This is a genomic window from Paenibacillus curdlanolyticus YK9 (assembly GCF_000179615.1).
Lineage (GTDB): Bacteria > Bacillota > Bacilli > Paenibacillales > Paenibacillaceae > Paenibacillus_T > Paenibacillus_T curdlanolyticus.
This window is the reverse complement of record NZ_AEDD01000007.1, coordinates 204,290-228,813: the sequence shown is the minus strand read 5'-3', so window position 1 is coordinate 228,813 and position 24,524 is coordinate 204,290. Positions and strand designations below refer to the sequence as shown.

Annotated in this window: 19 protein-coding genes, 1 pseudogene and 1 CRISPR repeat array; of the genes and pseudogenes, 14 read left to right on the top strand and 6 right to left on the bottom strand. The window is 55.9% G+C overall.

Features of this window, described 5'->3' with window-relative positions; genetic code table 11:
• Positions 1-169: 169 nt before the first annotated feature.
• The 4 genes from PAECUDRAFT_RS14605 (at position 170) to PAECUDRAFT_RS14595 (ending at position 2,903) form a co-directional block, all read left to right on the top strand.
• Positions 170-415, top strand: a complete 246-nt coding sequence (locus tag PAECUDRAFT_RS14605; protein ID WP_040712665.1) for a hypothetical protein — start codon at positions 170-172, stop codon at positions 413-415.
• Between the two features lie 85 nt (positions 416-500).
• Positions 501-1,220, top strand: coding sequence for a hypothetical protein (locus PAECUDRAFT_RS14600; RefSeq protein WP_006038876.1), 720 nt, complete (start codon positions 501-503; stop codon positions 1,218-1,220).
• 56 nt (positions 1,221-1,276) lie between these two features.
• Positions 1,277-1,420 (top strand): DUF4023 family protein, encoded by a 144-nt coding sequence (locus tag PAECUDRAFT_RS25320; RefSeq protein ID WP_006038875.1) that lies wholly within the window; start codon positions 1,277-1,279, stop codon positions 1,418-1,420.
• 257 nt (positions 1,421-1,677) lie between these two features.
• Positions 1,678-1,973: a CRISPR direct-repeat array (repeat unit 32 nt; unit sequence GTCGCTCCCTACGCGGGAGCGTGGATTGAAAC).
• A gap of 429 nt (positions 1,974-2,402) precedes the next feature.
• Positions 2,403-2,903, top strand: coding sequence for a hypothetical protein (locus PAECUDRAFT_RS14595; protein ID WP_006038874.1), 501 nt, complete (start codon positions 2,403-2,405; stop codon positions 2,901-2,903).
• A gap of 107 nt (positions 2,904-3,010) precedes the next feature.
• Here the strand turns inward: PAECUDRAFT_RS14595 and PAECUDRAFT_RS14590 are convergent, their stop codons facing one another.
• Positions 3,011-6,334, bottom strand: a complete 3,324-nt coding sequence (locus PAECUDRAFT_RS14590; RefSeq protein WP_006038873.1) for a X2-like carbohydrate binding domain-containing protein — start codon at positions 6,332-6,334, stop codon at positions 3,011-3,013.
• Between the two features lie 236 nt (positions 6,335-6,570).
• Here PAECUDRAFT_RS14590 and PAECUDRAFT_RS25940 point away from each other — a divergent pair, with 236 nt between their 5' ends.
• On the top strand, positions 6,571-6,708 hold the full coding sequence (locus PAECUDRAFT_RS25940; protein ID WP_158306251.1) for a hypothetical protein: 138 nt from the start codon (positions 6,571-6,573) through the stop codon (positions 6,706-6,708).
• Between the two features lie 359 nt (positions 6,709-7,067).
• Here the strand turns inward: PAECUDRAFT_RS25940 and PAECUDRAFT_RS14585 are convergent, their stop codons facing one another.
• The gene (locus PAECUDRAFT_RS14585) at positions 7,068-7,970 is read right to left on the bottom strand and encodes a prohibitin family protein (RefSeq protein WP_006038871.1); all 903 of its coding nucleotides are present in this window, start codon (positions 7,968-7,970) and stop codon (positions 7,068-7,070) included.
• A 157-nt stretch (positions 7,971-8,127) separates the two neighbouring features.
• Between PAECUDRAFT_RS14585 and PAECUDRAFT_RS14580 the strand changes: the two genes are divergently transcribed.
• Entirely contained in the window at positions 8,128-9,012 is an 885-nt protein-coding gene (locus tag PAECUDRAFT_RS14580; RefSeq protein WP_040712662.1) for a hypothetical protein, read from the top strand.
• A 36-nt stretch (positions 9,013-9,048) separates the two neighbouring features.
• Here the strand turns inward: PAECUDRAFT_RS14580 and PAECUDRAFT_RS14575 are convergent, their stop codons facing one another.
• Positions 9,049-10,248: a helix-turn-helix domain-containing protein gene (locus PAECUDRAFT_RS14575; RefSeq protein ID WP_006038869.1), complete on the bottom strand. Its 1,200-nt coding sequence runs from the start codon at positions 10,246-10,248 to the stop codon at positions 9,049-9,051.
• Positions 10,249-10,593: 345 nt separating this feature from the next.
• On the opposite strand from PAECUDRAFT_RS14575, the gene PAECUDRAFT_RS14570 reads away from it, so the two are divergent.
• The 5 genes from PAECUDRAFT_RS14570 to PAECUDRAFT_RS14550 are packed head-to-tail and all read left to right on the top strand — an operon-like array spanning position 10,594 to position 15,308.
• Positions 10,594-12,312, top strand: a complete 1,719-nt coding sequence (locus PAECUDRAFT_RS14570) for a fumarate reductase/succinate dehydrogenase flavoprotein subunit (protein ID WP_006038868.1) — start codon at positions 10,594-10,596, stop codon at positions 12,310-12,312.
• Complete coding sequence (locus PAECUDRAFT_RS14565) at positions 12,293-12,529, top strand: 4Fe-4S dicluster domain-containing protein (RefSeq protein ID WP_006038867.1); 237 nt, start codon at positions 12,293-12,295, stop codon at positions 12,527-12,529. The genes PAECUDRAFT_RS14570 and PAECUDRAFT_RS14565 overlap by 20 nt, the downstream gene beginning before the upstream one ends.
• Before the next feature lie 28 nt (positions 12,530-12,557).
• Complete coding sequence (locus PAECUDRAFT_RS14560; protein WP_006038866.1) at positions 12,558-13,700, top strand: ABC transporter substrate-binding protein; 1,143 nt, start codon at positions 12,558-12,560, stop codon at positions 13,698-13,700.
• Positions 13,676-14,512 (top strand): ABC transporter permease, encoded by an 837-nt coding sequence (locus PAECUDRAFT_RS14555; RefSeq protein ID WP_006038865.1) that lies wholly within the window; start codon positions 13,676-13,678, stop codon positions 14,510-14,512. The genes PAECUDRAFT_RS14560 and PAECUDRAFT_RS14555 overlap by 25 nt, the downstream gene beginning before the upstream one ends.
• A 31-nt stretch (positions 14,513-14,543) precedes the next feature.
• A complete protein-coding gene (locus PAECUDRAFT_RS14550; protein WP_006038864.1) occupies positions 14,544-15,308 on the top strand; it encodes an ABC transporter ATP-binding protein in 765 nt (254 codons plus the stop codon).
• An 82-nt stretch (positions 15,309-15,390) separates the two neighbouring features.
• On the opposite strand, the gene PAECUDRAFT_RS14545 is transcribed toward PAECUDRAFT_RS14550, so the two are convergent.
• The gene (locus PAECUDRAFT_RS14545) at positions 15,391-16,326 is read right to left on the bottom strand and encodes a LysR family transcriptional regulator (RefSeq protein WP_006038863.1); all 936 of its coding nucleotides are present in this window, start codon (positions 16,324-16,326) and stop codon (positions 15,391-15,393) included.
• Positions 16,327-16,584: 258 nt separating this feature from the next.
• Between PAECUDRAFT_RS14545 and PAECUDRAFT_RS25530 the strand changes: the two are divergent.
• Positions 16,585-17,091 (top strand): annotated as a pseudogene (locus PAECUDRAFT_RS25530) (acyl-CoA thioesterase); the annotation flags it as partial.
• Between the two features lie 1,054 nt (positions 17,092-18,145).
• On the opposite strand, the gene PAECUDRAFT_RS14530 reads toward PAECUDRAFT_RS25530, so the two are convergent.
• Both PAECUDRAFT_RS14530 and PAECUDRAFT_RS14525 read right to left on the bottom strand, forming a co-directional pair.
• Positions 18,146-19,093, bottom strand: a complete 948-nt coding sequence (locus tag PAECUDRAFT_RS14530) for a helix-turn-helix transcriptional regulator (RefSeq protein WP_006038860.1) — start codon at positions 19,091-19,093, stop codon at positions 18,146-18,148.
• A complete protein-coding gene (locus PAECUDRAFT_RS14525) occupies positions 19,090-19,299 on the bottom strand; it encodes a cysteine-rich CWC family protein (RefSeq protein WP_006038859.1) in 210 nt (69 codons plus the stop codon). Before PAECUDRAFT_RS14525 ends, PAECUDRAFT_RS14530 begins: the two co-directional genes overlap by 4 nt.
• A 493-nt stretch (positions 19,300-19,792) precedes the next feature.
• Here PAECUDRAFT_RS14525 and nirB point away from each other — a divergent pair, with 493 nt between their 5' ends.
• Both nirB and nasC read left to right on the top strand, forming a co-directional pair.
• A complete protein-coding gene (nirB, locus tag PAECUDRAFT_RS14520) occupies positions 19,793-22,204 on the top strand; it encodes a nitrite reductase large subunit NirB (protein ID WP_006038858.1) in 2,412 nt (803 codons plus the stop codon).
• 11 nt (positions 22,205-22,215) lie between these two features.
• Positions 22,216-24,402, top strand: coding sequence for an assimilatory nitrate reductase catalytic subunit NasC (nasC, locus tag PAECUDRAFT_RS14515; protein WP_006038857.1), 2,187 nt, complete (start codon positions 22,216-22,218; stop codon positions 24,400-24,402).
• Positions 24,403-24,524: the final 122 nt, after the last annotated feature.

The window sequence follows — 24,524 nt, the reverse complement described above, 5'->3', positions numbered from 1 at the left end:
AGGAGCAGGGCTGCGATGCTTACTTCATTGCAACGATTGAGCCGGTTATAAAGATTTTGTTGAAAGGATGCATGTATCGGTCGCCTAAAGATCTTCTAAATATTGATTTCTTTCGACTAAAATCGACAAAAATAAAATTGATCAGCATATAGTATGGGTGTTGTTGCAAATGATTCAATACAAAATGAAAATTAAAATGGAGGTTTATATGAATAATTCATCTTTTATCGTGGTAACTCTAGTTGCTGTAGTTATTTTTGTTATTACATTGCTTACATTTTTAGTGTCGCTTCCAAGTCAAGGATTAATCTCGATGAGTGATACAAAAACCGCAACGATGTCGGGAATAGGCCTCATTGTTGAGGCTGTGCTCTATTATCTTATTGTTAAAGTCTATCTAGCGCATAAAGAATAAAATTGTGATCCCGCATCGCGTAGCGCAACTTTAGCATCAGCATCCACGTCGGGGAGGTAACAGATAGTTAGGGGGCTGGATGTCGATGAAATATAGAGGGCTCGCAGGCGGTTTGCTGGCGTTGCTGCTATTGCTAACGGTACACGCAGTTCCGGCGCATGCGCTGGATTTCGCGATGGTGCCGCTGCCGGAGCTGGCAGATCAGGCAGACACTATTGTCGTTGGCGTACCGGAAGAGAAAGAGCATAGGAAGCAAGGGAAAGACCGGTATGAGGTTGCGATTCAACAAGTTATAAAAGGCAGCATGGACGTTGGCGACGAGATCGGCGTTTATCTCCTGCCTTTTGGAGACGAAGGCTTGATGGAGCTGGATGAGTCGTATGTGCTGATTCTGGATAAGCGGGAAGGCGAATATCATGTCGCGGGCGTGCATCAAGGCTTTATCCGGCTGGAGGAGGACGGCTCGTTCTACTCGCGTTATTATGCGGCCAATGACGTGAAGGACTGGCTGGAATCGGTAGGAGCTATTGATGAATCGATTAGGCCCGAGCGTCCGAATGCCGTGACGGATGTCGGGCGAGATTTTGACGGGGATTCAGGCTGGGAGCCAGATCGCCACGGGCATATGCGAGTCATACACGGCCACGATCATCGAGGCGTATCGGGGGACCGCGATGACGTGAATGAGGGCCGCTATTTGGATAAGCAGATGATGCGATTTATCATAACCGCTGTCAGCATGGGAGCAGGCTTGTTGTTGGTAGCCGGAATCGTAGGCTTTGCTGGCTCGCGTCGGCAAGATTAAGTGCATAATGGAGCGCCTTCGGGGACAGTCTATGGTTGACGAAGGAGGCGATTCGCATGAGCTACTTTAACAACCTCAACACCTCGCAATTCGTGCAAAAAGTAAACGAGCAGCAGAACAGGCAGCGGTTGAACAAAAATCGCGGCAAAGGTTCGCCGGAGGCGTCGCTGCAGACGAAGCAGCATTCGACGAATAAGTAGGATTGTGAGAAATATTGAAAGCTTAACAGCCCTTTTTGGATAGGGGCTGTTTTTGTTGTTTGTAATTCCAAATAATTGGTATACTGGTGTTGCGAACCTGAAGCTCACATGATTTTCCTAGGAGGTTCGCGCAGCCCGCTGTTGTTGGGTTTGTTGGGGTTTGAAGCGGATATTTTTGAGTTTTGGAGAGGTAATATTTGAGGTTCGCGAATTATGCCCTGAAAACCTTGATTTAATAGGGGGTTGGAGAGGGTGCTGTCGCTCCCTACGCGGGAGCGTGGATTGAAACGCGCGAAATCAAAACAGGTAAAATGAGGTTGTTGTCGCTCCCTACGCGGGAGCGTGGATTGAAACACCAGCAGGAGCTGCTTGTGCTCGCAAAGGTAAGAGTCGCTCCCTACGCGGGAGCGTGGATTGAAACAACCCTGACTGGTTTAGCTTTACTGCAGATTTTGTCGCTCCCTACGCGGGAGCGTGGATTGAAACTGTTGACTGCTTATTAGGTAGGACTGACGATCCTTGTCGCTCCCCATACGGGAGCGTGGATTGAAAACTAGTGGGATAAGAGGATGTATCCACGAGTCACTCCCCGTGCAGGAAAAGGTGCAGATCGGGGCAGTGAGTTGTGAAGAAAAAATACCTACTGGTCTCTTTTTAGCTGTCATATAATTAAGATACGAAAGGATGTGGTGAATCATAAACAAACGTGGATGGCTAGGCCTTGCCTTTTTAATCGTGGCTATTGTATTCGTCCTACTGGGTTCTTACTTGATTGTTAAAAGTCCGAATTTAGGGTGGGCAGCTGCCGAACGTTTCCTGCAGGAGAAGAGTAGTTTAAATTCGTCGGAGTACACCCTGTTCCTTCAAAACGCAATTGACTCGTATAAATTAACCGGTATCCTCTTCTTATCTGGTGGACTGTTGTCGTGCCTGCCACCAATAATTGTAACAAGCGTTTTTGGATGGAGAGAGCGTGTAATCTATGACAAAACGTAACTCGAGCATCAGCATGTCTCTGCTTATAGTTGTTGCAGTACTGGCGGCAATCGTATTCGGAGGTTATCACTGGTTTGAATCGAAAATGACTGACCGACCCGTTCCTAAAGAACGAACCGTCGAAGAGCACTTCAATGCTTCAGACGTTAAATTGCTTGGTCCAGCATACACAGATATGCTCCAAACGAGTCCTTACTATTACGCATTTGAAGGGACAAAGGATGGCAACACAATCGTTATTATTGTGGATCAAAACTTTGGCCGATCAGGAGCTAATCCATTAGTTGAGCAGTCCTACGTCATCATTTATCCGCAAATCAAAAACACCAACCGGATCGAAGTTTCCGACGGCCAGCGCCATTATGAAGCTGCGGTAACTAAAAAAATCATTTCGTCGGACGGAAAACCTGTTAATCTCGTTTTCGAATCGGAAGGAAAGAGCATCAACACATATGACTGGGGATTGCAGCTGCTCAAAGACTATTAATCATAACTAACGGTGAAAAAATCAAAAGCCCTGCAAGCGACACCCAACCAAGTGTCCGCCTTGCGGGGCTTTTGCCATCTCTACCTTATCTCATCACCATTAAGCTATTAAGGCTCAATTCCCCACTGCAACGACCCTGACACATAACCCGTCATCTTGCTCCAGTCCACATAGCTGGACCCTGTCGAGCTGAAGGAGTAGTCGCCAGTCTGGGTGTAGTTGCTCCAATCTGTGCGCGAGACGCGGATTTGGATTTCGGCGGATGCGCCGGCTGCGAGGGAGCCTGCGCCGCTCGTGAAGCCGAGCTCCAAATAGTTGTCGGCACCAGTCTTAGGCGTAGCCATGTTCACAAACGCACCCGTTACGTTAGCATTGCCCATTTGCGCCCAGTCGCAGAAAAATGCTTGTGCTATGTTGGCATCCTTGGTGTAGTAGTACCGCAGCTTTACGTCGGCGAGGTTAAGCGCTGTCGTGCCCGTGTTCACGATCTTGATGCGCGGGCTGAGCGTGTTGCTGGATGCGGCTGTCGTGCCGCTGTACATTTGGATTTTGAAGCTGCCTGTTGTCGTTGTTGACGTCGTGTCTACAACCGACACCGCAAGCGTGGCAGCTGCGCCAGCGCTGAAGTTGAACGTGAGCGTGGTCGTGCCGACCGATTGAGCGGCGAGGTAGCTTTTCTTGATCGTGACAGCCGAGCCGGAAACGGTGTAGTCCGTGCCGGAAACGAGCGTAGCTGAGCCGTTTTTGATACTCGACAACGTGTTGCCGTTCAGCGTCATCGTAACGCCGATATCGACTTGGTTGACGGTTTTCTTATCGAACGATGAGGCAGTCGGCGTGATCGTCGAGTTGCTGACGGTAGACGTCGTGTCGACGACCGATACCGCCAGCGTTGCAGCCGCACCAGCGCTGAAGCTGAACGTGAGCGTGGTCGTGCCGACCGCTTGAGCGGCGAGATAGCTTTTCTTGATCGTGACAGCCGAGCCGGAAACCGTGTAGTCCGTGCCGGAAACGAGCGTAGCCGCGCCGTTTTTGATGCTTGCAAGCGTGTTGCCGTTCAGTGTCATCGTAACGCCGATATCCGCTTGATTGGCGATTTTCTTATCGAACGAAGCGGTCGTAGGCGTGATCGACGAGTTGTTGACCGGCGGCGTTGTGCCGCTAGGGTCGGCATACAAAATGCCGCGGCCGTTCGTGCCGAGGTAAACGCGGCCAAAGATGCGCGGATCGCCCGTGATGACGCTGTTCGTTACGCCGTACTGATGCTGGTCGTCATTGATGCGGACCCATGAAGCGCCTGCATCGTCGGAGCGGTAGATGCCGCGAACGTTATCGATTTTGGCCGAGGTGTAGACGGCTGGATACGTTTGGCCCGGTGCCGCTTTGCCGAAGCCGACGACGTCAGCCTCTTGAACATTGGACAGCTTGGTGAACGAAGCGCCGCCGTTGGTGGAATGCCATAAGCCGTAGACTGTTTTATCATCGCCGCCCGCAAGCCAGATGTCGCCCTCTGCGCCGAAGACGGATTTCAGGTTGCCGGTCGCTGGGAGCCCGGTTGCCGTGGTTTGCGTAAACGCTGCGCCGCCGTTGGTGGAGATGTAGACGTTGCCGCCGGAGAACGCATAGTATTTGTTTTTGTTGACGCGGTCGGAGACGACCTGGGCGCCGGCAGGGACGCCTGTGCTTGCCGTCCACGAGTTGCCGCCGACGGAGTAGAAGACGCCGATATCGGAGGTGCTCCACACGAGCGAGCTGCCGTCCGCCGATACGGCGATTTTGCCGCCGCCCTTCGTGCCGGAAGGCTGGCTTGGGTTGAACCAGTTGCCGCCGCCGTCATAGGACAGCGCGATGGAAGGCTTAGTCGTTGCATCGACGGCGCCGACGCGTGCCATGAAGGTTGGGTTCGTTTCTGCAAAATCGATGCTCGACGTAACGCCTGGATTCGTGAGCATTTTGGTCGGAGCAACGGTCAGATCCGTGTGGCGGAAGCCGGATACGTCACCGACTGCGCTGACAAGCGGAGCGCCGATTGGCGGGCTGACGAGATCGTTGACCGCCATTTCTTCTAGATTTTTAGCCATGACGGAAATGTTGACCTTGGAGCTGGTGCCCCAGTTGAGCAGGTTGTTCGTGCCATAGATCGTCGCGCCCGTGCCATACATCATCCGGTTCGGGTTATGCGGGTCGATCTCGATGTCGCCGATCATCCAGCCAAGCTTAAGTGCAGGCTCCAGCGGCTGCGGGTTCGAGCCGAAGTCGAGCCAAGGCGCCGCCGAGATGTCTTGCGTGTACAGCAGGTCGCGGTTCGGGTAGCCGCTCCAAGACCAAATGCTGGTCCACGTTGCGCCGCCGTCCGTCGAACGGTAGATGTTGGCATCCGGCCACCAGGAGTTGAGCGTCGTGACCATGATCGTGTTCGGGTTCGTGCGGTCGATCGCGAGGCCGCCATAGCCGAAGTAAGCATCCGTGCTCGTGCTTGGAATCGGGCTAATGTTCGTCCAGACGCCCGTTGTCGTATTGAGCTTGTAGACATCGCCTTTGACACCGTCATAAGGACCGCTGCTGTCGTTGTATGTGATGTAAAGATTGCCGTTGGAAATTTCGCCGTGATGAGGGACGAAGCCAGTTGGCTGCCCGGGCACAGCTGCCCATGTCGCGCCGCCGTCCGTGCTGCGGTAGATGCTATTCGCTTTGTCCGCTACGCCGACATAGATGGTCTGGGTAGCGCTGCCCGCCGTGCCCGTCGACTTGTCGAACGTAATCCAAGCGATGCCCATAATGTCTGCGGTGTAGGGATAGGAAGCGTCCTGCACATACGTGCCGGGATTCGTGAAGGAGGTCACTTTGTTCCACGTTACGCCATAGTCGGTCGATTTCCAAAGACCGTTGCCGCTGCGTGCGCCGAAGTAGAGGATGCTGTTCTTGTTGGGGTCAATGGAGAGGCGTTCGCCCATGGAACGGCCCGGCATGTTGCCGCCGACGTAGAAGGGGAGCTGCGTGATTTGCCAAGTATTTCCTTTGTCCGTGGAGCGCATGATGTAGCCATGGTTCGGATCCCACCCGTTCGTGTACATGCCGGCTGCGATGTAGACGCGGTTCGGATCGACGGGGTCGGTCGCGAGGGCGTCGACGCCGAGCTTGCCCCAATCGGTCCAGCCGACGTTATCCAGAAGCGGGATCCAGCTGCTGTCCGCCTTGTTCCAACGGTAGACGCCGCCGATATCGGTACGAGCGTAGATCAGATCAGGCTCCGTTTCGTTAAAAATAATGCCGGGAACAAAGCCGCCGCCCGCACCTGTATTGACGTTCTTCCAAGTGTAAGGCGCGCTAGGGGCAGCGTGTGCTGCGGGCGCTGAGATGGAGAGGGAGGTGCCGATTAACACAGTTGCGACGAGCAGGCTGCACCACCGGGTAACACGTTTACGAATCACATAAATACCTCCAATCAGATTATAAAATCGAAATCAGTTCACCAATCTAAAACGTTTTCGAAAAACGAAGCAAAGTTGCCGGCTTTTCCGGTTTGTGGGGCAACGCCGTTTGCGAAACAAGATCGGTTTGTCTAATTCGGGCTTATCCTCTCCCTTCTCGTGTATGCGTTTTCATATTAGCATGAATCTGCCTAATCTTGTAAAGTGAAATTTTTCGACACGTTGGCTAGGGTGACGTGGCTGCCGAAAAACAGCGAGCAGAGGATGTTCAGCTGCTGGCGTTAATCGAAAGCGTTACCGATTATATGGCTGCGGTCGGCTGGCGAGCCGGAGGCCGAATAGGTAATAAAAATGTGCCCTATTCAGTCGGCTAGCGAGCCGGAGTACGAATAGGTAATAAAAATGTTCCCTAGTCTGTCGGCTAGCGAGCCGGAGGGCGAATAGGTAATAAAAATCTTCCCTATTCGGTCGGCTGGCGAGCCGAAGGGCGAATAGGGAATAAAAATCTGCCCTATTCGGTCGGCTGGCGGGCCGGAGTGCGAATAGGGAATAAAAATCTGCCCTATTCGGTCGGCTGCGAGCCGGAGTACGAATAGGTAATAAAAATGTTCCCTAGTCTGTCGGCTAGCGAGCCGGAGCACGATTAGGGCGTAAAAGTTTGCGCGAAAAAGCAGCCAAACAGGAGAGAGCCCCCGTTTGACCGCCTCAGTCAGACATTCATTCACGCTAGTAATCACGGCTGCGCCGCGTTCGTCGAAGCTGGCGGCGATGTCGCCGCGGACTTGGAGCTTGAGCCGACGAAAGCGCTCAAGTCGATGAACGGGGTCGCCCCGCCAGTGACGTTCGGCAGGTGGCCGTCCCATTTTTCCAACGCTTTCTCCTGCACCTCGATCTGCTTGTATTGCACCAGCTCCGCCGTAACCTCCTGCTTTTTCAGCTTGAGCGACTCGGCTTCTGCTTGCGCCTGGGCGATTGTTTGCTTGGCTTCGATCTGGATGCGCTTGAGATCGTTCTCGGCCTTCAGCGCTTGCTGCTGGGCAACCTGTTTGGCTTCGATAGATTGGTTAAACGCGTCGCTGAACTTAAAATTCACGATGTTAATTTCTTTGACGATTAAATTATATTTGGCCAATCGCGCGGTCAAATGATCGCTGATTTCGTTCGCGACGAGATCGCGCTTGGCGATGAGATCCTCTGCGGGATAGCGGGCGGTCACTTCCTTGACGATTTCTTGGACGGCTGGATTAATGATGATGTTGTCGTAGTTGCCTCCGACGTTGTTCATGAGGGTGAACGCGGTTGATTTTTCGACGGAGTAGTTGACGGCCACATGTGTGGATACCGGCTGCAGATCCATCGAGGAGGCGGAGGAGTCGGTCTCGGCTTTGGCAACCTGCGTATTCACTTGGATGACGGATTGGAAGAAGGGAACCTTCAGGTGGATGCCGGGCTCAAGCACGTTGTTATTCAGCTTGCCGAATGTTTGGTATAGCCCGACGTGGCCGTATTGAACAGTTGCATAGCTGTTGAAGCCGATAATGATCAGCAGTAGGACGCCGATGACGCTGAGGATGTATTTCCACGGGTTAGCGCCTCCTCTGCGGCGGATGTTGGCGTGCGGGTCAGATGGGCTCATAGAAGACCTCCTTGGAATTGCAAGAGTAGGGGTGTTGCGCATTCGGAGTAATCGTATGTGCCAATTCGCGAACTATGCCTGTTATTCCGGTGCAACCTTCGCGCAGCGAGCGCGTCTATATCGCCATAGAAGACAGAATGGGGCGTGTGAAATAAAGGTGAAAAAGCAAGCATATAGCGTGGTTCTGATAGCGGCGTTGCTGCTGGCGGCGGGGTGGTTTGCGATGGAGGATGGGTTTGGGAGAGGGGATGCGCCGGACGGGCAAGCATTAGAGCGGGAGCCGGAGCAAGCGCCCGAGCCGAAGCGAGAGTATGTAAAAGAGCGAGTACAAGAGCATATGCAAGCGTCGCACCAGGATGGGGGAGCCGGGCAAGCGGAGGCGGAAGCTGAGCAACAAACGGAAGCTAAGCAGCAAGCCAGCCCAGTGCCGCTCGCGTTTAAATCAATGGCCAGCGGCGTAGAGAAGATTCAGCCGCTGCGCAGCTTAGCCAAATCGGATATCATCCGAACGATTGCATACGGGGCGTATACGTTCGTTGTCTTCTCGTTGCCGGAAGCAGCCGATTCGATGGAACGATGGATCGGCCTGAAGCATGATAACATCGTCTACCGGATCGGTACGATTGGAGGCGAAGCGTATGAGAGCCAGATCGAGGTAGGCTCAATCGAACTGTTCGGCCAGTCCTACATTCGCTTGACGGGCTATTGCGGCGCAAGTTGCGCTGTCGAGCACTATATTGAAGTGAAAGACGGCATGCCCGTTCCGCTATTGTTTTTGAATGCTCATGCTCCTGCAAGGGCGGCGGATTGGAACGGGGATGGCGTGAATGAGTTGATCTATGAAGAGGGGATGCCGCTGGACGTTGTGCTCATACAGCGGCGGGAGGGTAAACTGGTCTATGCCAGCGTGGGTCAGGCGCTTCACGCGACCCAAGGTGTGTCTTACGAGGATGGAGAGCGCCGATTCGTCCTGTATAACGGGCAGGGAGAGCGGCATTATCGGATCACGGACGAAGAGCATCCGACGCTTGTGCCCGAATAGGGGAGTGCCGGAATGTACGTGGATAAAGGCGAATTGTCAATAAATCAGATGCGGCGACCAGTCGTTGTTCCGCTGCTCCGACCGAAGCGGAGGAAGCGAGAGCGATAAGGCAGCAGCGTCTAGATAGTCGGGAACGGACGAAACGGCTGCCGCTGGCGAACCATGCGCAATAGAGGCTGGGAATGGATCGTCCATCAGCCGATCCAGCGTATCGAAGTCTCTTGCATATAGCGCGGCATCCCAACGGACGCGAGAAATGACGCCCGCCACAACAGGAAGCGGAAAGCCAGTGGCGGCTGCAATGACGCGGGCTGCTCCGATTGGGTTGTCCCGCATGTATTGGTGGGCGCGAAGATGGGCCTTCAAATAAGCGATGACGATATCCTCGTTGCTCCGAGCCCATTGGGTGCTGGCGACGACGCCGGTTAGATAGTCCTCGCCGATGCCCTCCTCGAACAACACGCTGCCCGCGCCGACATATTGCGCAAGGCTGATGTACGGTTCCCACATGACGCTGGCCTCAATTTTGCGATCGACGAGCCCGTCCCAGCTTTCCTTCATCGTGCAATGCTCCACCCGCAGGTTCGACCGGCCCGAGGCGCGCATTAGCCGATTCAATCGACAGCCTGCGCTGGAGTGGGGCACGGTTGCGATCCGCTCAAACGGCAATTCCTCTCGCGTCTCTGTCTTATCGCTCGCAACGGCGACCGAGATGCCGCGCCCGCCGGCTGTCTTGCCGTCGAAGGCGAGCAGGACAGCATCGAAGTCGGGCAGCATACGGCTTAGGCGCTGGCTCATCATGATCGGATAGTCGCCAAGCGAAGCGATTTGGACATGCCCGCCGATCATCGCTTCAACAAGGCTTAGGCCGCTGGCCGCATCGCGCCATTCCACTTGTACGGCTAAGGGGAGACGCAGGGCGGCAAGCTCCTGCTCGAACAGCTTCAGTCCTCGAATGAGCAGCGGGCTCCACATATGCGCAGTCGCGCTTTGATAGCCGATCGTAACGGTGATAGGGGCATTCCGCTCGCAGAAGGCAGGAGTGCCCGGCGTTCGAACGATGGCGTGCGCCCGGATCCACTCGTCCAGATGAACGGGGTCGATCATAATTTCTTTGCCAATCTGGACGTAAGGCAGACGCTTGTTTCTCCGCCAACGGTCGATCGTGGAACGGCTGACGCCAAGCATATCCATCGCTTGCTGCAGCGTGACGTAAGGCAACTTTCCATTCGGCATGAGGACGCCCCTCTCCTTCATTTATCGCCTAATACCCGACTAAACGCATTGGAATTTAACATTTATAATAGTCTAGCCTATCCGCTGGTATTCGGCAACCCTTTTCATTTCCATTTCATGGGTAAATTTATCATTCGTAGTCACAGGTAGTCGATTGTATTCATTGCATTGACGATGCTTTTGAGCCCATGCTACATTCGTTTCGATCAAATACAACCAAACAAATCGGAATTATCGACCGGCCCACTGGAGATGTCCGTTTTGCCTTGCCACGGGTAAAATGCGCATCTCCTTTTTGGTATGGCTAACGATCGCTTAGAAGCGTGAGAAAGGGTGAATCCAAGCATGGAGACGAGAGAATATACAGCGGATGTCGTCATCGTGGGCGGCGGAACGGCGGGGACGATGGCTGCGATTAAGGCGAAGCAGGCCTATCCGTCGCTGAGTGTGCTCGTGCTCGACAAGGCGGACATTCGGCGAAGCGGCGCAATCAGCATGGGGATGGACGGATTGAACAACGCCGTCATTCCGGGCAAGGCGACGCCAGAGGAATACACATGGGAAATTACCGAATCCAATGACGGCATCGTCGATCAGCAGGCGGTCTTCCGGCAGGCGAGCGAGTGCTACGACATCGTGAAGGAGCTCGATTCGTGGGGCGTTGATTTTGAGAAGGATGCGAAGGGCGACTACGAGGTGTACCGCGTTCACCGGAAGGGGCGCTATGTGCTGCCGATGCCGAAGGCAAGCGACCTGAAGCTGATTTTGGCCAAAAAGGTCAAGCAAATGCGGTGCAAAGTCGTGAACCGGGTCATGGCGACGAGGCTGCTCACCGAAGGGAATCGCGTGGCGGGCGTGCTCGGTCTGGATGTGAAAAACGGCGATTACATCATCGTTCGAGCCAAATCCGTCATTTTAACGGCGGGAGCGGCGGGCCGCATGGGCTTGACGGATTCCGGCTATCTGTACAGCACGTATGAGAATCCGACCAACTCGGGCGAAGGCTACGCGATGGCTTATCATGCGGGCGTCGAGCTGACAGGCATCGAATGCTATCAGATCAATCCGACGATGAAGGACTATAACGGACCTGCATGCGCATACGTGGCTGGCCCGTTCGGCGGCTACACGGCGAATGCCAAGGGCGAACGGGTGACCGGCTGCGACTACTGGAGCGGCGAGCTCATCATGAACATGTGGAAAATGGCGAACAAAGGCGAGTGGCCGCTTTACTTGAAGCTGACGCATCTCGACGATGAATCGATCTCGAAGATCGAAGCCATTCTGCATCATAACGAGCGGCCGAGCCGCGACCGGTTTCATGCAGGCCGAGGGAAGGACTATCGGACCGACATGGTCGAGCTGCATTTTTCCGAGGTGGGGCTTTGCAGCGGGCACAGCGCGGCGGGCGTGCTCGTGGACCACGAGGCGCAGACGTCGATGGAAGGGCTGTTCGCCGCGGGCGATATGGCGAGCGTGCCGCATCAATATTTGCTCGGAGCGCTGACCTTCGGCAAAATCGCAGGGACGAACGCGGCGGCATATGCAGCGGGCGCGGCGCAGCTCGAAGCGAGCCAAGAGCAGATCGAAGCAGAGCGTGTGCGGATCTATAAGCCGCTCGAGCTTCCGGCAGGCGTGCCTCATCAGCAGGTGGAGACGAAAATTCGGCGGATCGTCAGCCAGTATTTGATGCCGCCGAAGACGGTCGTGAAGATGGACGTCGCGCTTGAGAAGATCGAGCATTTTCGCAAGGTGGATTTGACGCTGCTCGGCGCCCGCGATCCGCATGAGCTTGGCCGAGCGCTCGAGGTGCACAGCATCGTCGACTGCGCGGAGATGATGGCTAAAGCGTCGTTGTTCCGCAAGGAAAGCCGCTGGGGCTTCTATCATTACTTCCTCGATTATCCGGAGCGGGACGACGCCAATTGGATGAAGCGAGTTGTACTGCGCAAAGGAGAGAACGGCGAAATGCTGTTGTATACGAAGGAGCTGCCGCCGCAGATCATTACTAGCCGCCCAGCGAGCGAAGAGGAGGAGACATCCCATGTTCAATCTGTCGTCTAAGCTAATTTCGCAGCCTGTCGAGGCAAGCGTCATTATCGATCGAGACAAGTGCATCGGCTGCGATATATGCGTGCAGGTGTGCCCGATGGGCATTCTGGCGCTCGACGATCAAGGCAAAGCCTATATGAAATACGACGAATGCTGGTACTGCACCCCATGCCAGACCGACTGCCCCGTAGATGCAGTAACCGTGAATATTCCTTATTTGGTCAGATAAATAGAGGCGTATAGGGAGCGTGGAGAAAATGGTGCGAGCATTAAGCAGGCGGTTCGCTTACGGGCGGCTGTTGACTTTACTTACAGCGGCGGCGCTGCTGCTGCAGGGCTGCGCGGAAGGTGGAAGCGGGGGCGGGGCCAAGGCGGCCGAGGCACAGAGCGCCTCAGGCTATGCTGGCAAGGCGGCCACGATTACAGTCGGATATCAGTCGCCGACGGCGCAGACTTGGGGTGCGCTGATTGTCAAAAACCAGAAGCTGTTCGAGAAGTATTTGAAGGAGCTGGCTCCCGATGACGACGTGAAGGTGAATTGGTTTGATGCTCCCGCGGGATCGGTGCTGAACAACAACATGATCGGCGGCAAAATCCAGCTCTCGTTCCTCGGCGATATGCCGTCCTTGCTTAATGGAGTGCTCGGCATTACGCAGAAAAATTACCATTCCGTCTTCTTAGCATTTGACGGGAAAGGCGCAGTAGGGCGCAATCAAGCGATTGTTGTGCCTAATGGCAGCGATATCAAGAGCATCGAGGATCTGAAGGGGAAGACGGTATCGACGCCAATCGGGTCCAGTGCCCACCGGATGCTGCTGGAGACGCTTCGCCAGCATGGCTTGGTCGATGATGTGAAGATCGTGGACCAGTCGGTCACAGTCGGGATGCAGAGCATTGAGCAGAACAAGATTGCGGCACATGCCACGTGGGCGCCTTATCCGAATTTGATTCAATATAAAGGCTTCGGCACGATTCTGTCCCCCGGAGAGGCAACTGGAATCGATTATTTGGCAGGCGTGGTCGCGAACCGGGATTGGGCGAAGCAAAATCGCATCTATGCGGTAGCTTTCCTGAAAGCTTTGAATGAGGCGCATGCTTTCGCTAAAGCGCATCCCGAGGAGACGGCTCGCATCTTCGAGCAGGAGAGCGGTTTTCCGCCTGAAGTTTGCAAGACCATGGTCGAGAACATCCGCTTCGACGCCGCGATTTATGGGAAGGACGTGAGCACGCTCAAGGGCAGCGCCGCATTCTTAACCAGCATTGGCAAGCTGAAAGCAGCGCTCGATCTTGACGCGTTCATCGACGATTCGTATTTGCGAGAAGCGGTGAAGTCGACAGGCAAGCCCTATCTAACGGACGAGGAGCTGCATGGCGAATGGATAGCCGATCGAACGTATTGACGATTGCCGCGAGGACTGATAGTTCCCGCCAGAGGAAAATTCGCCGCATGCGGAAGGGGCCGCTGGCAGCAGCGGCCATTCGGGCCGCTTCGGTGCTGGTGTTTCTGCTCCTGTGGCATGCGCTGGTGCTGCTGAACGTGATGTGGCCGCTTCAATTCGGCAATTTGCCGCATCCCGCCGCTATTGTATCGGCGTGGTACGTTAATTTGGGGGCGGAGAGCTATTACACGGATATTGCTGTTAGTGCGGCTCGCGTGCTGTCGGGGATCGCGCTTGGCTTCGCGGCTGCCGTCCCGCTCGGCATGTGGATCGGCCTGACGCGTATCGGGCGCAATGGGCTGTACCCAAGCTTGGAGCTATTTCGCCCGATCCCGCTTATCGCTTACTTGCCCGTCGCTATGCTGCTGTTCAAGACGATTGAGGGCGGCATCGTGTTTATTACGTTCATTGGCGCTTTCTTTCCTATTCTCATCAGCAGCAGGGACGCCGCACGACGGGTGTCCCCTTCGCTTATTCAAGCGGCGAGGGTGCTTGGATGCGGTCCGGTGCAAGCGATTTGGCGCGTCTATCTGCCCGCGATGGCGCCAGAGATTTTCACGGGCTTGTCGGTTGGCATAGGGGCATCATGGATGGGGGTTATTACAGGCGAAATGATGTCCGGCCAGACCGGGATCGGCTATACGACCTGGCAGGCTTACCATTTGCTCGATTATGATCAGTCGATTATCGGGATGTTCACGATCGGGGCGCTAGGCTTCGGCTCCTCTGCATGCATACGGCTCGTGGAGCGGCTGCTGCTGCGCTGGCAATGAATACAATGATGCGAAAGCGAGGGTGTGTGAGATGGATGTGGAGGTGAAGCGAGCGTCTAAGTCGTACCATTCGAGCGGCGGCAAAGCCGTCGAGGCGCTGTCCGCCATTGACCTGACGATTTCGTCAGGCGAGTTCGTCTGCCTGCTCGGCCCGTCGGGCTGCGGCAAGAGCACGCTGTTGAAGCTGATTGCCGGCATCGAGACCGCAAGCAGCGGAGCGGTTATATGCGCTGGAGAGGTGGTGGTGGGGCCCTCTACAGGTCGCGGGTTTATTTTTCAAGACTACTCGTTGTTCCCTTGGCTCACTGTGCGGCAAAATATCGCATTCGGGCTCCAGCGGGGCAAAGGGACGAAGCGGGAAAAAAGGGAGCTCGCTGAGCATTATATCCGGCTGTTCGAGCTGGAGGAAGCGGCAGGACTGTATCCGAAGCAGCTGTCCGGCGGCATGAGCCAGCGGGTAGCGATTGCCCGGGCGCTATGCTTGCAGCCGAAGCTGCTGCTCATGGATGAACCGTTCGCTGCGCTGGACGCCATGCTCAGGCAGAAGCTGCAGGAGGAGCTGGTGCGCATCTGGCAGCGGGAGAACGCGACGTTCGTATTCGTCACGCATGATGTAGAGGAGGCCATCTTCTTGGCGGACCGAATCATCGTCATGTCGCCGCGTCCGGGAGCGGTCAGCGCGATTGTGCCTGTCCAGCTGCCGCGTCCCCGTGAGCGGACGGATGCTGCATTCGTCGAGCTGCGCGCCTCCGTGCTGCGCCTGCTCCACGAGCGGCAGAGCTCGATTGCGCAATAGGGGTAGCGCTTTCTGGTGGCAAGCAAGATTCATTGCTTGTCTGCCAGAGAGCTTTTTTGCCATGGCGTGTGGAGGTCATGCTTTATCGGTCATGAGGTGCAGGAATGCCGGGAGGCGCTTCGATGACCGGCGGTTTGCCCAGCTCCTCCTGCACGAACCGTATCCACGTGCGGGCTGCATAAGAGAGGTATCGCTCCTTGCTCCAGATCATCGCGAGCTGCCAAACCAGGCGCGGCTTATGGAGCGCGATGGCGGAGAAGCGGGACGGATCGAGCGAGCGGCATACCGATTCGGGCAAAAGGGTAACGCCGAGCTTGGCGGCGACCATCTCGGTCATAAAGTCCCATTGAGAGCTTTCAAATACGACGCGAGGCTCGAAGCCTTCCGCCCGGCTGTGCTCGACGACGAGATGGCGCAGCGTGAAGTCTTCGCGGAACAGCACGAAGGGCTCGTCCTTTAGCTCTGCGAGCGTTACATTTGTACGATTGGCGAGGGGATGTCCATGGTGAACGAGCAGCATGAGCTTTTCCTCCAGCAGCGGGTGGAGGTGGAAGCGACCTTCGCCTTCTACAGGCAGCAGCACGATGCCGATATCAAGCTCGCCGCTGTCGATGTCGAGCTCGTTGCGCCGTCCGCCTTGCTCCACGAGACGGAGCTGAACGTTCGGGTACCGCGTGTTGAACTGCTCGATAACCGACGGGAAGAAGCGTCCTCCGATCATCGGCGGAATGCCGATTCGGATCGTGCCGCTTTTCAGCTCGATCAGGTCGTCCAATTGGGCGGTCATATCCTCCATCGCCTTCGTCACTTGCTGCGCGGAGCGAAATATCGTTTCGCCTGCATCGGTGAGGCGAATCGTTTTGCCCGAGCGGTCCAGCAGCGTTGCGCCCAGCTCCTCCTCGAGCAGACGGACCATTTTGGACAAGGTGGGCTGCGTAACGTTCAGGTGGCGAGAGGCGACGGTAAAGCTGCGGTGTTGGGCGACGGCGATGAAGTAGGTAAGATGGCGAATGTCCATGAGCGAGTTACTCCTTCTTTTTCCTAATGCGCATCCGGCGAGAAATCGCCTTGATGAATGGCAGCGTTTTAGCGCAGCGCTAGCGCGGGATGCACGATTTGTCTCGTATTAAGTATAGATAAATGGAATGAAAACGATTCGAAAAATGTATTTTATCTATACCTTCATCAGGTCTATAGTTAGTAAGATCAATAATGAGGGTGATGAAAGATGAATGCAATAAAACAAGTGCGGAATGAACAACAATCCCGGTCGACGATGGAAGCGAAGCCGGCCAGCGCGTCGCGCACGGTCAAATGCTCGCTTGTGCTGCCGCCGGATACGAACCATCACGGCACGATTTTTGGCGGCAAGCTGATGGCATATATCGATGATGTTGCTACGATTGCGGCGACGCGGCATGCGCGCCGTCCGGTCGTGACGGCATCGACGGACTCTGTCGATTTTCTGAATCCGGTGCGGAAAGGTGACTCGGTCTGCCTGACCGCTTTCGTAACGTGGGCGAATCGAACGTCTATGGAAATTTTCGTGCGCGTCGTAACCGAGGATTTGCTGTCGGGCGAACGGACGGTTTGCGCGACGTCGTTTCTGACCTTCGTAGCGCTCGGCGAGGACGGCAAGCCGACCGAGGTGCCGCCTGTGCTGCCGCAATCCAACGAAGAAATTCAGCTGTATGACACCGCTCCGCTGCGCAAAGAGGCTCGGAAAGTGAGGCGGCAAGAAAGCAAGCATTTTGCTGATATTTTCGGGGAAAGCTACCAGTGGAACGTGGAGCCGGCCTCGGAGCAAACGCAATCCGCAGCAGCTGCGCCTAGCCCGCGCGAAACGGATGCAGCTCCGGCCGATAAGGATCGGAAGCGTCCTGCCGGAAGGCAAGCTTCGACGTCGCATGCGCATGCCCGGAAACCGCATCTATCGATCGCGGACAGCAGCAAGGGCGGCATCAACCCTGCGCTGAGCCAGTTTACATCGGTACCTCGCTTGTTCGGAATCGCGTCTGTGCCGCAGCTTGAGCAGGCATCTGCTGAGGACGAAGCCGCTCCGGCGAACGCTTTTGCTCGCTGCTGGGATTCGGACTGGGATTAATATCGCTTAGTAGTTAAGGCGCGAAATCCTGGCTTACGTAAGAGTAGCTTACTTCGGAGAACACTATGATTTTTTTGAAACTCTACGTTTTTTAACGTAGGGTTTTTCTGTTTGTTTTGAATAGGGCATAAAAATCTGCCCTATAGGCCGCCGCAGGCTGCCCAAGCGCGAATAGGGCATAAAAATCTGCCCTATAGGCCGCCGCAGGCTGCCCAAGCGCGAATAGGGCATAAAAAACTGCCCTATAGGCCGCCGCTGGCTGCCCAAGCGCGAATAGGGCATAAAAATCTGCCCTATAGGCTGCTGCAGGCTGCCCAAGCGCGAATAGGGCATAAAAAACTGCCCTATAGGCCGCCGCAGCGCACTCGAGCGCGAATAGGGCATGAAAACCTGCCCTATAGGCCGCCGCAGGCTGCCCAAGCGCGAATAGGGCATAAAAATCTGCCCTATAGGCCGCCGCAGCGCACTCGAGCGCGAATAGGGCATGAAAACCTGCCCTATAGGCCGCCGCAGCGCACTCGAGCGCGAATAGGGCATGAAAACCTGCCCTATAGGCAGCCGCAGCCTGCGGCAGCCTATAGGGCATAAAAATCTGCCCTATCGGCTGCCGCAGGGCGCCTAAGCGCCAATAGGGCATAAAAATCTACCCTATAGGCCGCCGCAGGCTGCCCAAGCACGAATAGGGCAAAAAAAATCTGCCCTAAAAGCCGCCGCAGGCGGCCTATTTGTTGGCCTATTTGTTATACAGGGCCACCATGCGCATCGCCTCATCGCGCAAGCGTTCCGCCAGCTCGGCCGGAGCCAGCACCTCCACGTCGGAGCCGAACGATAACAAGGAGCGATAGAGCATGGGATCGTTCGGCAGTTCGGCATTTACGAGCATATAACCGTCCTCACAGACGGTGATCTGTTCGGGCTTGTAGTAATCGAACACGCGCGGACGGACTGCTGGGGAGAAACGAAAGGATACCGCAATCGGCTCAAAAATGAGGCGTGGCGTTCGCAGTTGCAGGTTGTTGGCGCGTTCAGCCGCTTCTTCCCGCCACTCGAAACGATCGTCTTCCAAGCGGAGATCCATTATCCGAGTTAAGCGAAATGTGCGAAAATCCTCTCTCATCCGGCAGTAGCCATATGCATACCACACGTACCCTTTCAGGACAACACTATATAGCTCAACTTTACGCTCGGATAGCTGTCCTTGCCCATCGGTATAGGAGAAGGCGACGATGCGCTGCTCTCGAACGGCTTGCCGAATCAGCGGCAGGCGAGATGGCTCTGCAGGGTCATTCTGATGCCACGGATTAATATCAATGATGAGCTCTCGCGAGCGCTGCTGCGCATAATGCTGCTCCGTATGGTTTAGCAGCGCACCCACCTTGTCGAGTAGACCGGCGACATGCGTCTCGTCCATCGCGGTGCGAATGCCGCGAAGCGCCGTCATGATGGATTGCAGCTCATCGAGCGACAAATACTGCCGTTCGATGCCGTAGCGCTCCGTCAATTCGTAGCCGCCAGCCATTCCGGCGTAAGAAACGACAGGGATGCCCGCCATATTGATCGTCTCCAGATCGCGGTAAATCGTACGCAGCGACACTTCAAAGCGCTCGGATAGTTCCTTGGCAGTAATCCGCTTGCGATTGAGCAGCAGCATAGTGATCGCGAGCAATCGTTCGAGCTTCATTCCTGCTGCTCCTTCTGCAGAGCAGTTTCCACGCAGCTGCGGCATATGCAGGCTTTGCCCGTAAGCTCGGGAGGAACAAGCGCGAGCAAGGCGGCGGGAATGGAAGCGCGTAAACACCAGCAGCCTTCGCCGTTCGTAGAAGGGATGAGCTGTCCGCAGCGGTTGTCGCCGCCGCATAGTGGGCAGCGAGTTTCGTCATGATTCATCGGCTTTATTAACCTCCTGTTACAGTGATATTCGATAAGGTTCATTATAATGGAAACGGGCGAGCGAGCACATAGTTAACAGGTCGCAGCAGGTTGTGAGAGCGTTCGACTATTTCCGAGGAAATAACCGTGAATTCCAAAATAAAAAAACGTCAGTTGTGCTGCATATGTCGCATCACGACATATGTCATCCGGTATGGGCGATTCTGATTAACGACTGAACATGAAAGCGCCTTATATTGATGTTATGTATACTGACATACCTTTTGATGTGAGGTTTTGCAGTCAAAACGGTTGATTTCAGGACGCAAATCGATATTTTTTCGCTATTGATTGTGTCGCGTTCGTCGGTTACAGTAGAGTTAGTGTAATATAACCTGACATAAAGTAACGATATGCTTGGAACATTTGATTTAGAAATATATCTATGTCACATATCCTTTCACCTGACTTGAACGAATAGAGCGGCGAATAGGAACCTGGAGGGGACGGAATGACGAAGCAAAAGCTTATCCTCATCGGTAACGGGATGGCGGGCGTCCGCTGCGTGGAAGAAATACTGAACCTGCAGCCGGATGCGTTCGACGTGACGATATTCGGCGCCGAGCCGCACCCAAACTATAACCGGATCATGTTGTCGAAAGTGCTGCAAGGGGACACACCCATGTCCGAAATTACGATCAATGACTGGCAATGGTACCGTGATCGGGGGATCACGCTCTATACCGGCGAGACAGTGACGCGGATTGATAAAGACCGCCAAGTGGTCTATACGGATCAGGGCCGCAAGGCGACCTATGACAAATTAATTATTGCTACTGGTTCTTTGCCGTTCATGCTGCCGCTGCCGGGTATCGACAAGCCGGGCGTAACCGCATTCCGGGATATGAAGGATTGCCAGACGATGATCGAGGCGGGCAAGTCATATAAGCGCGCGGCGGTTATCGGCGGCGGGCTGCTCGGGCTTGAAGCGGCGCGCGGGCTGCTGAACCTGGGGATGGAGGACGTATATGTCATCCACAATTATCGGTATTTAATGAACCGCCAGCTGGACAAACGAGCGGCTGATATGCTCAAGCAGGAGCTGGAGAGCCAAGGCATGAAGTTTTTGCTGGAGAAAAATACGGAGCGGATTACGGGCAAGAAACGGGTGGAGGGGCTTCAATTTACGGACGGCACGAAGCTCGCTGTCGATCTGGTCGTGGTGGCAGTCGGCATTCGCCCGAACGTGCGGCTTGCGGCTGATAGCGGCATTGAAGTCAATCGCGCAATCGTCGTCAACGACCGGATGGAAACGAGCGTTCCGAATATTTATGCGGTCGGCGAGTGCGCGGAGCATCGCGATATCGTTTACGGGCTGGTTGCGCCGCTATATGAGCAGGGCAAGGTGCTTGCCCGCGCAGTGTGCGGGGAGGCAACGGAGGGCTATACGGGCTCGGTGCTGTATTCGCAGCTGAAGGTATCGGGGGTTGATGTTTTCTCGGCAGGCGATATCGAGGATGCGCAGCTCCACACCTCCATGTTGAACTTTGATGGCATTCGCAAAACGTACCGTAAGATCGGCATTCGCAACAATCGCATCGTCGGCGCGGTGTTGTTTGGGGATAGTGCGGAGAGCAACAAGCTGCTTGGCTATGTTAAGCAGCGTGCGGATGTGTCCGTGCTGGAGGCGGAGGCTGCGTCTTCCGCAAGCGGCGGAAGCGACGAGTATGTGTGCTCGCTAGCTGACACGGAGACGATCTGTTCCTGTAACGGCGTAACGAAAGGCGCAATCGTAGCGACGATTCGCGAGAAAGGCTTGGATACGTTCGAGCAGGTTCGCGAGTGCACGCGTGCGGCAAGCTCATGCGGCGGCTGCAAGCCGCTTGTCTCATCGCTGTTGAAGGTAACGCTTGAAAGCGGCGACGAGGAGGGGCAGCCGGTGCAGCCGGTATGCGGCTGCACATCGCTTAGCCGGGAAGAGCTAAAGGCGGCAACGGCGGCAGGCCAGTTTGCCAGCGCGGCGGAAGCGATGAAGGCGCTCGGATGGCGAACGCCGGAAGGCTGCGGCCTATGCCGCCCTGCGGTTCGGTACTACGTTGGCGCAACGGCTGCGGTTGCTGCGCCTGCCGCGGCGGATGGCGATCTTGATCCAACGACTGCCGCAGCTGCGGCAGTCGGATATCCGTTGCTCGCCGATGGCACGTATGCGATACAGCCTCGGCTGTACGGCGGCGTTATGACGGCAGAGCAGCTGCGACGGATCGCCGATGTGATCGAACGCTACGGCGTGCCGCTGGCGAAAATGAACGGCGATGGGCGCCTTGAGCTGCTCGGCTTGAACGCGCAGGCGGCGGCGAACGCTTCGGAGGCGCTCGGCGTGCCAGTGGCGGCAGCGACGCACGGTCGGCCTGTCTTGTCCGTCGTCACCTGTGGCGGCACCGCTTATGAGCGCGGCGCGCTCCGCGACTCTGTCGCGCTAGGCGCGGCGCTAGAGCGCAGGTTGGAGCGGCTGCAGCTTCCGGCTGCGGTAAGCGCCGGCGTTTCGGCCAGCCCGCTGCATCGGGCGGGTACGCTTATCCGCGACATCGGCCTCGTCGGCGTGCCTGGCGGATGGGAGCTGTATGCGGGCGGAAGCGCCAGCCCAGAGGTGAAGGAAGCGAAGCTGCTCTTCACCGAGCAAGAGGAAGGGGCGGCGCCGGATACGGTCGCAGCGCTGCTGCAGCTATATAGCGAAGAAGCATACTACGGTGAACCGCTCTGGCAATGGATAGAGCGCGCCGGCATCGTACAAGTGCGGGAGCGGCTGCTGGATCCGCGGAGCCGCCGTGCGCTGCTTGCTCGGACGGTGGGACCCTTACGAACGAATGAAAAGCTAGGACATATCATCAATAGCGAAGAGCAGCCGAAGGCTGTTGCGAGGTGACGAGGATGAGCATGCAACCTGTAAAAGATAGGCAAGGAACAGCGCAAGGGGCTTCGGCCAGCCCTTTTGTTATGGAGACGCAGTGTCCATTTTGCAGCGTTCAGTGCAAGATGCGGCTGACCGAGTTTGCGCCTAACGCGCTATTGGCAGCAGGCGGCAATGCGCCGGTGCTCGATTATGATGAGCCTGTGCAGTATGCGGTCGAGGCGAAGCCGAACAAGGCGTCCGAAGGGCGGCTATGCGTCAAAGGCATGAATGCGTATCAGCATGCTGTTAGCGATGACCGGATCGTATATCCGATGGCGCGCCGCGGCGATACGTTCGAGCGAATCTCGTGGGAGGAAGCGAACGCGATGATGGCGGAGCGGCTGCAAGCGATCGCGGCACAGCATGGCCGCGATGCGATTGGCTTGTATGGCGGAGGCTCGCTGACGAATGAGTCGGCTTATCTGCTCGGCAAATTCGCCCGTGTGGCGCTTCGCACCCGCTATATCGATTACAACGGGCGGTTTTGCATGTCGGCGGCGGCATCGGCCGGCAACAAAACGTTTGGCATTGACCGCGGCCTGACGAATCCGCTCTCTGACATTCCGCTTGCGAAGTGTATCATCCTGACGGGGACGAACATTGCGGAATGCCAACCGACCCTGACGCCGTATTTCACGAAGGCCAAGGAAAATGGCGCCTATATTATCGTCATTGATCCGCGGGAGACGGGCACGTCGAAGATGGCGGACCTGCATTTGCGGGTAAAACCGGGCATGGACGCTGCGCTGGCGAACGGCATGCTGCGTGCGCTAATCGAGGAAGGGCTCGTCGACGAGAAGTTCGTTCGCGCTCGAACCAAAGGCTATGATGCGCTGCGAGCTCATATTGAAGCGCAATCCGTTGAAGCGATTGCGGAGCTGGCGGGCGTCCCTGCGGAATCGATCCGCAAGGCGGCGATCGCTTTCGGCAAGGCCGAAACGGGCATGGTGTTCACCGCTCGCGGTGTCGAACAGCAGACGGATGGCTTTATGGCGGTTCGCAATTTTTTGAATTTGACGCTGCTGACCGGAAAAATCGGCAAGCCAGGCTGCGGTTATGGCGCCGTCACAGGGCAAGGCAATGGCCAAGGCGGGCGCGAGCACGGCCAGAAGGCCGATCAGCTGCCGGGATATCGCTTGATCGAGAATGAAGCGCATCGCGCGTATATCGCTGGCGTATGGAATATCGATCCGAGCGAGCTGCCGGGCAAAGGGGTCTCCGCCTATGAAATGATGGAGAAAGTCCATGATCGCGAAATTCGCGCGCTGATCGTGATGGGCTCGAATCCGGTCGTGTCGAATCCGAACGCGAACCTTGTGGAAGAAGCGATGGAGCGGCTGGAGTTTCTCGTCGTGGCCGATATGTTTATGTCGGAGACGGCACGTTCAGCGGATCTTATTTTGCCGGTCACGTCCTATCTGGAGAACAAAGGCACGCTGACTAACTTGGAAGGGCGCGTGCTGCTGCGTGAAGGCAGTCGCCCGGCTCCCGGGGAAGCGCGCCACGACTGGCGGATTCTGTGCGATCTGGCTGAGCGTCTGGGTCGAGGCCAATACTTTGCGTATTCGGATGCCGAAGAGATATTCGAGGAGCTGCGTATCGCGAGCAAAGGCGGAGTGGCGGACTACTACGGCATTACGTACGAGCGGCTGCGCCGCGAGGAAGGCGTCTACTGGCCTTGCCCGTCGCTCGACCATGTCGGCGATGGACGGCTGTTCGAGTCGACATTCGCTCATTCGGACGGTCTGGCGGAGCTTGTGCCGGTTGAGAACCACTTCCCGGATGAACGAACAGATGAAGCCTATCCGATCTATCTGACGACGGGCCGCGTGCTCAGCCATTATCTGACGGGTGTGCAGACAAGGCGCAGCCATACGCTGGCATCACGCGACTTTGAATCGTTCGTCGAGCTTCATCCGAATGCGGCGAAGCGGTTTGGCGTTGCGGATGGCCAGCTCGTTACCTTGACGTCTCGCCGCGGCGAGATAGTCGTTCGCTGCCGCGTAACGCGGAGCATTCGCGAGGATACGGTATTCGTTCCGATGCATTGGGGCGACGTGCAAAATGTGAACAAAGTGACGAATCAGGCGCTTGACCCTACCTGTCGCATGCCGGGCTTTAAGGTGTGCGCGGTTCATGTTCGCCCGCTCGTCGTCGAGCATTATGCCTAATTCATTTGTATATAACGAACAAACGAACGGATTGGAACAGAGAGGCGCATGACGCCTCTCTGTTTTTTTGATTTCAAACAATGAAAACACCGCTCCGCAGAAAGTGAAGGAGTTGCTGTAGA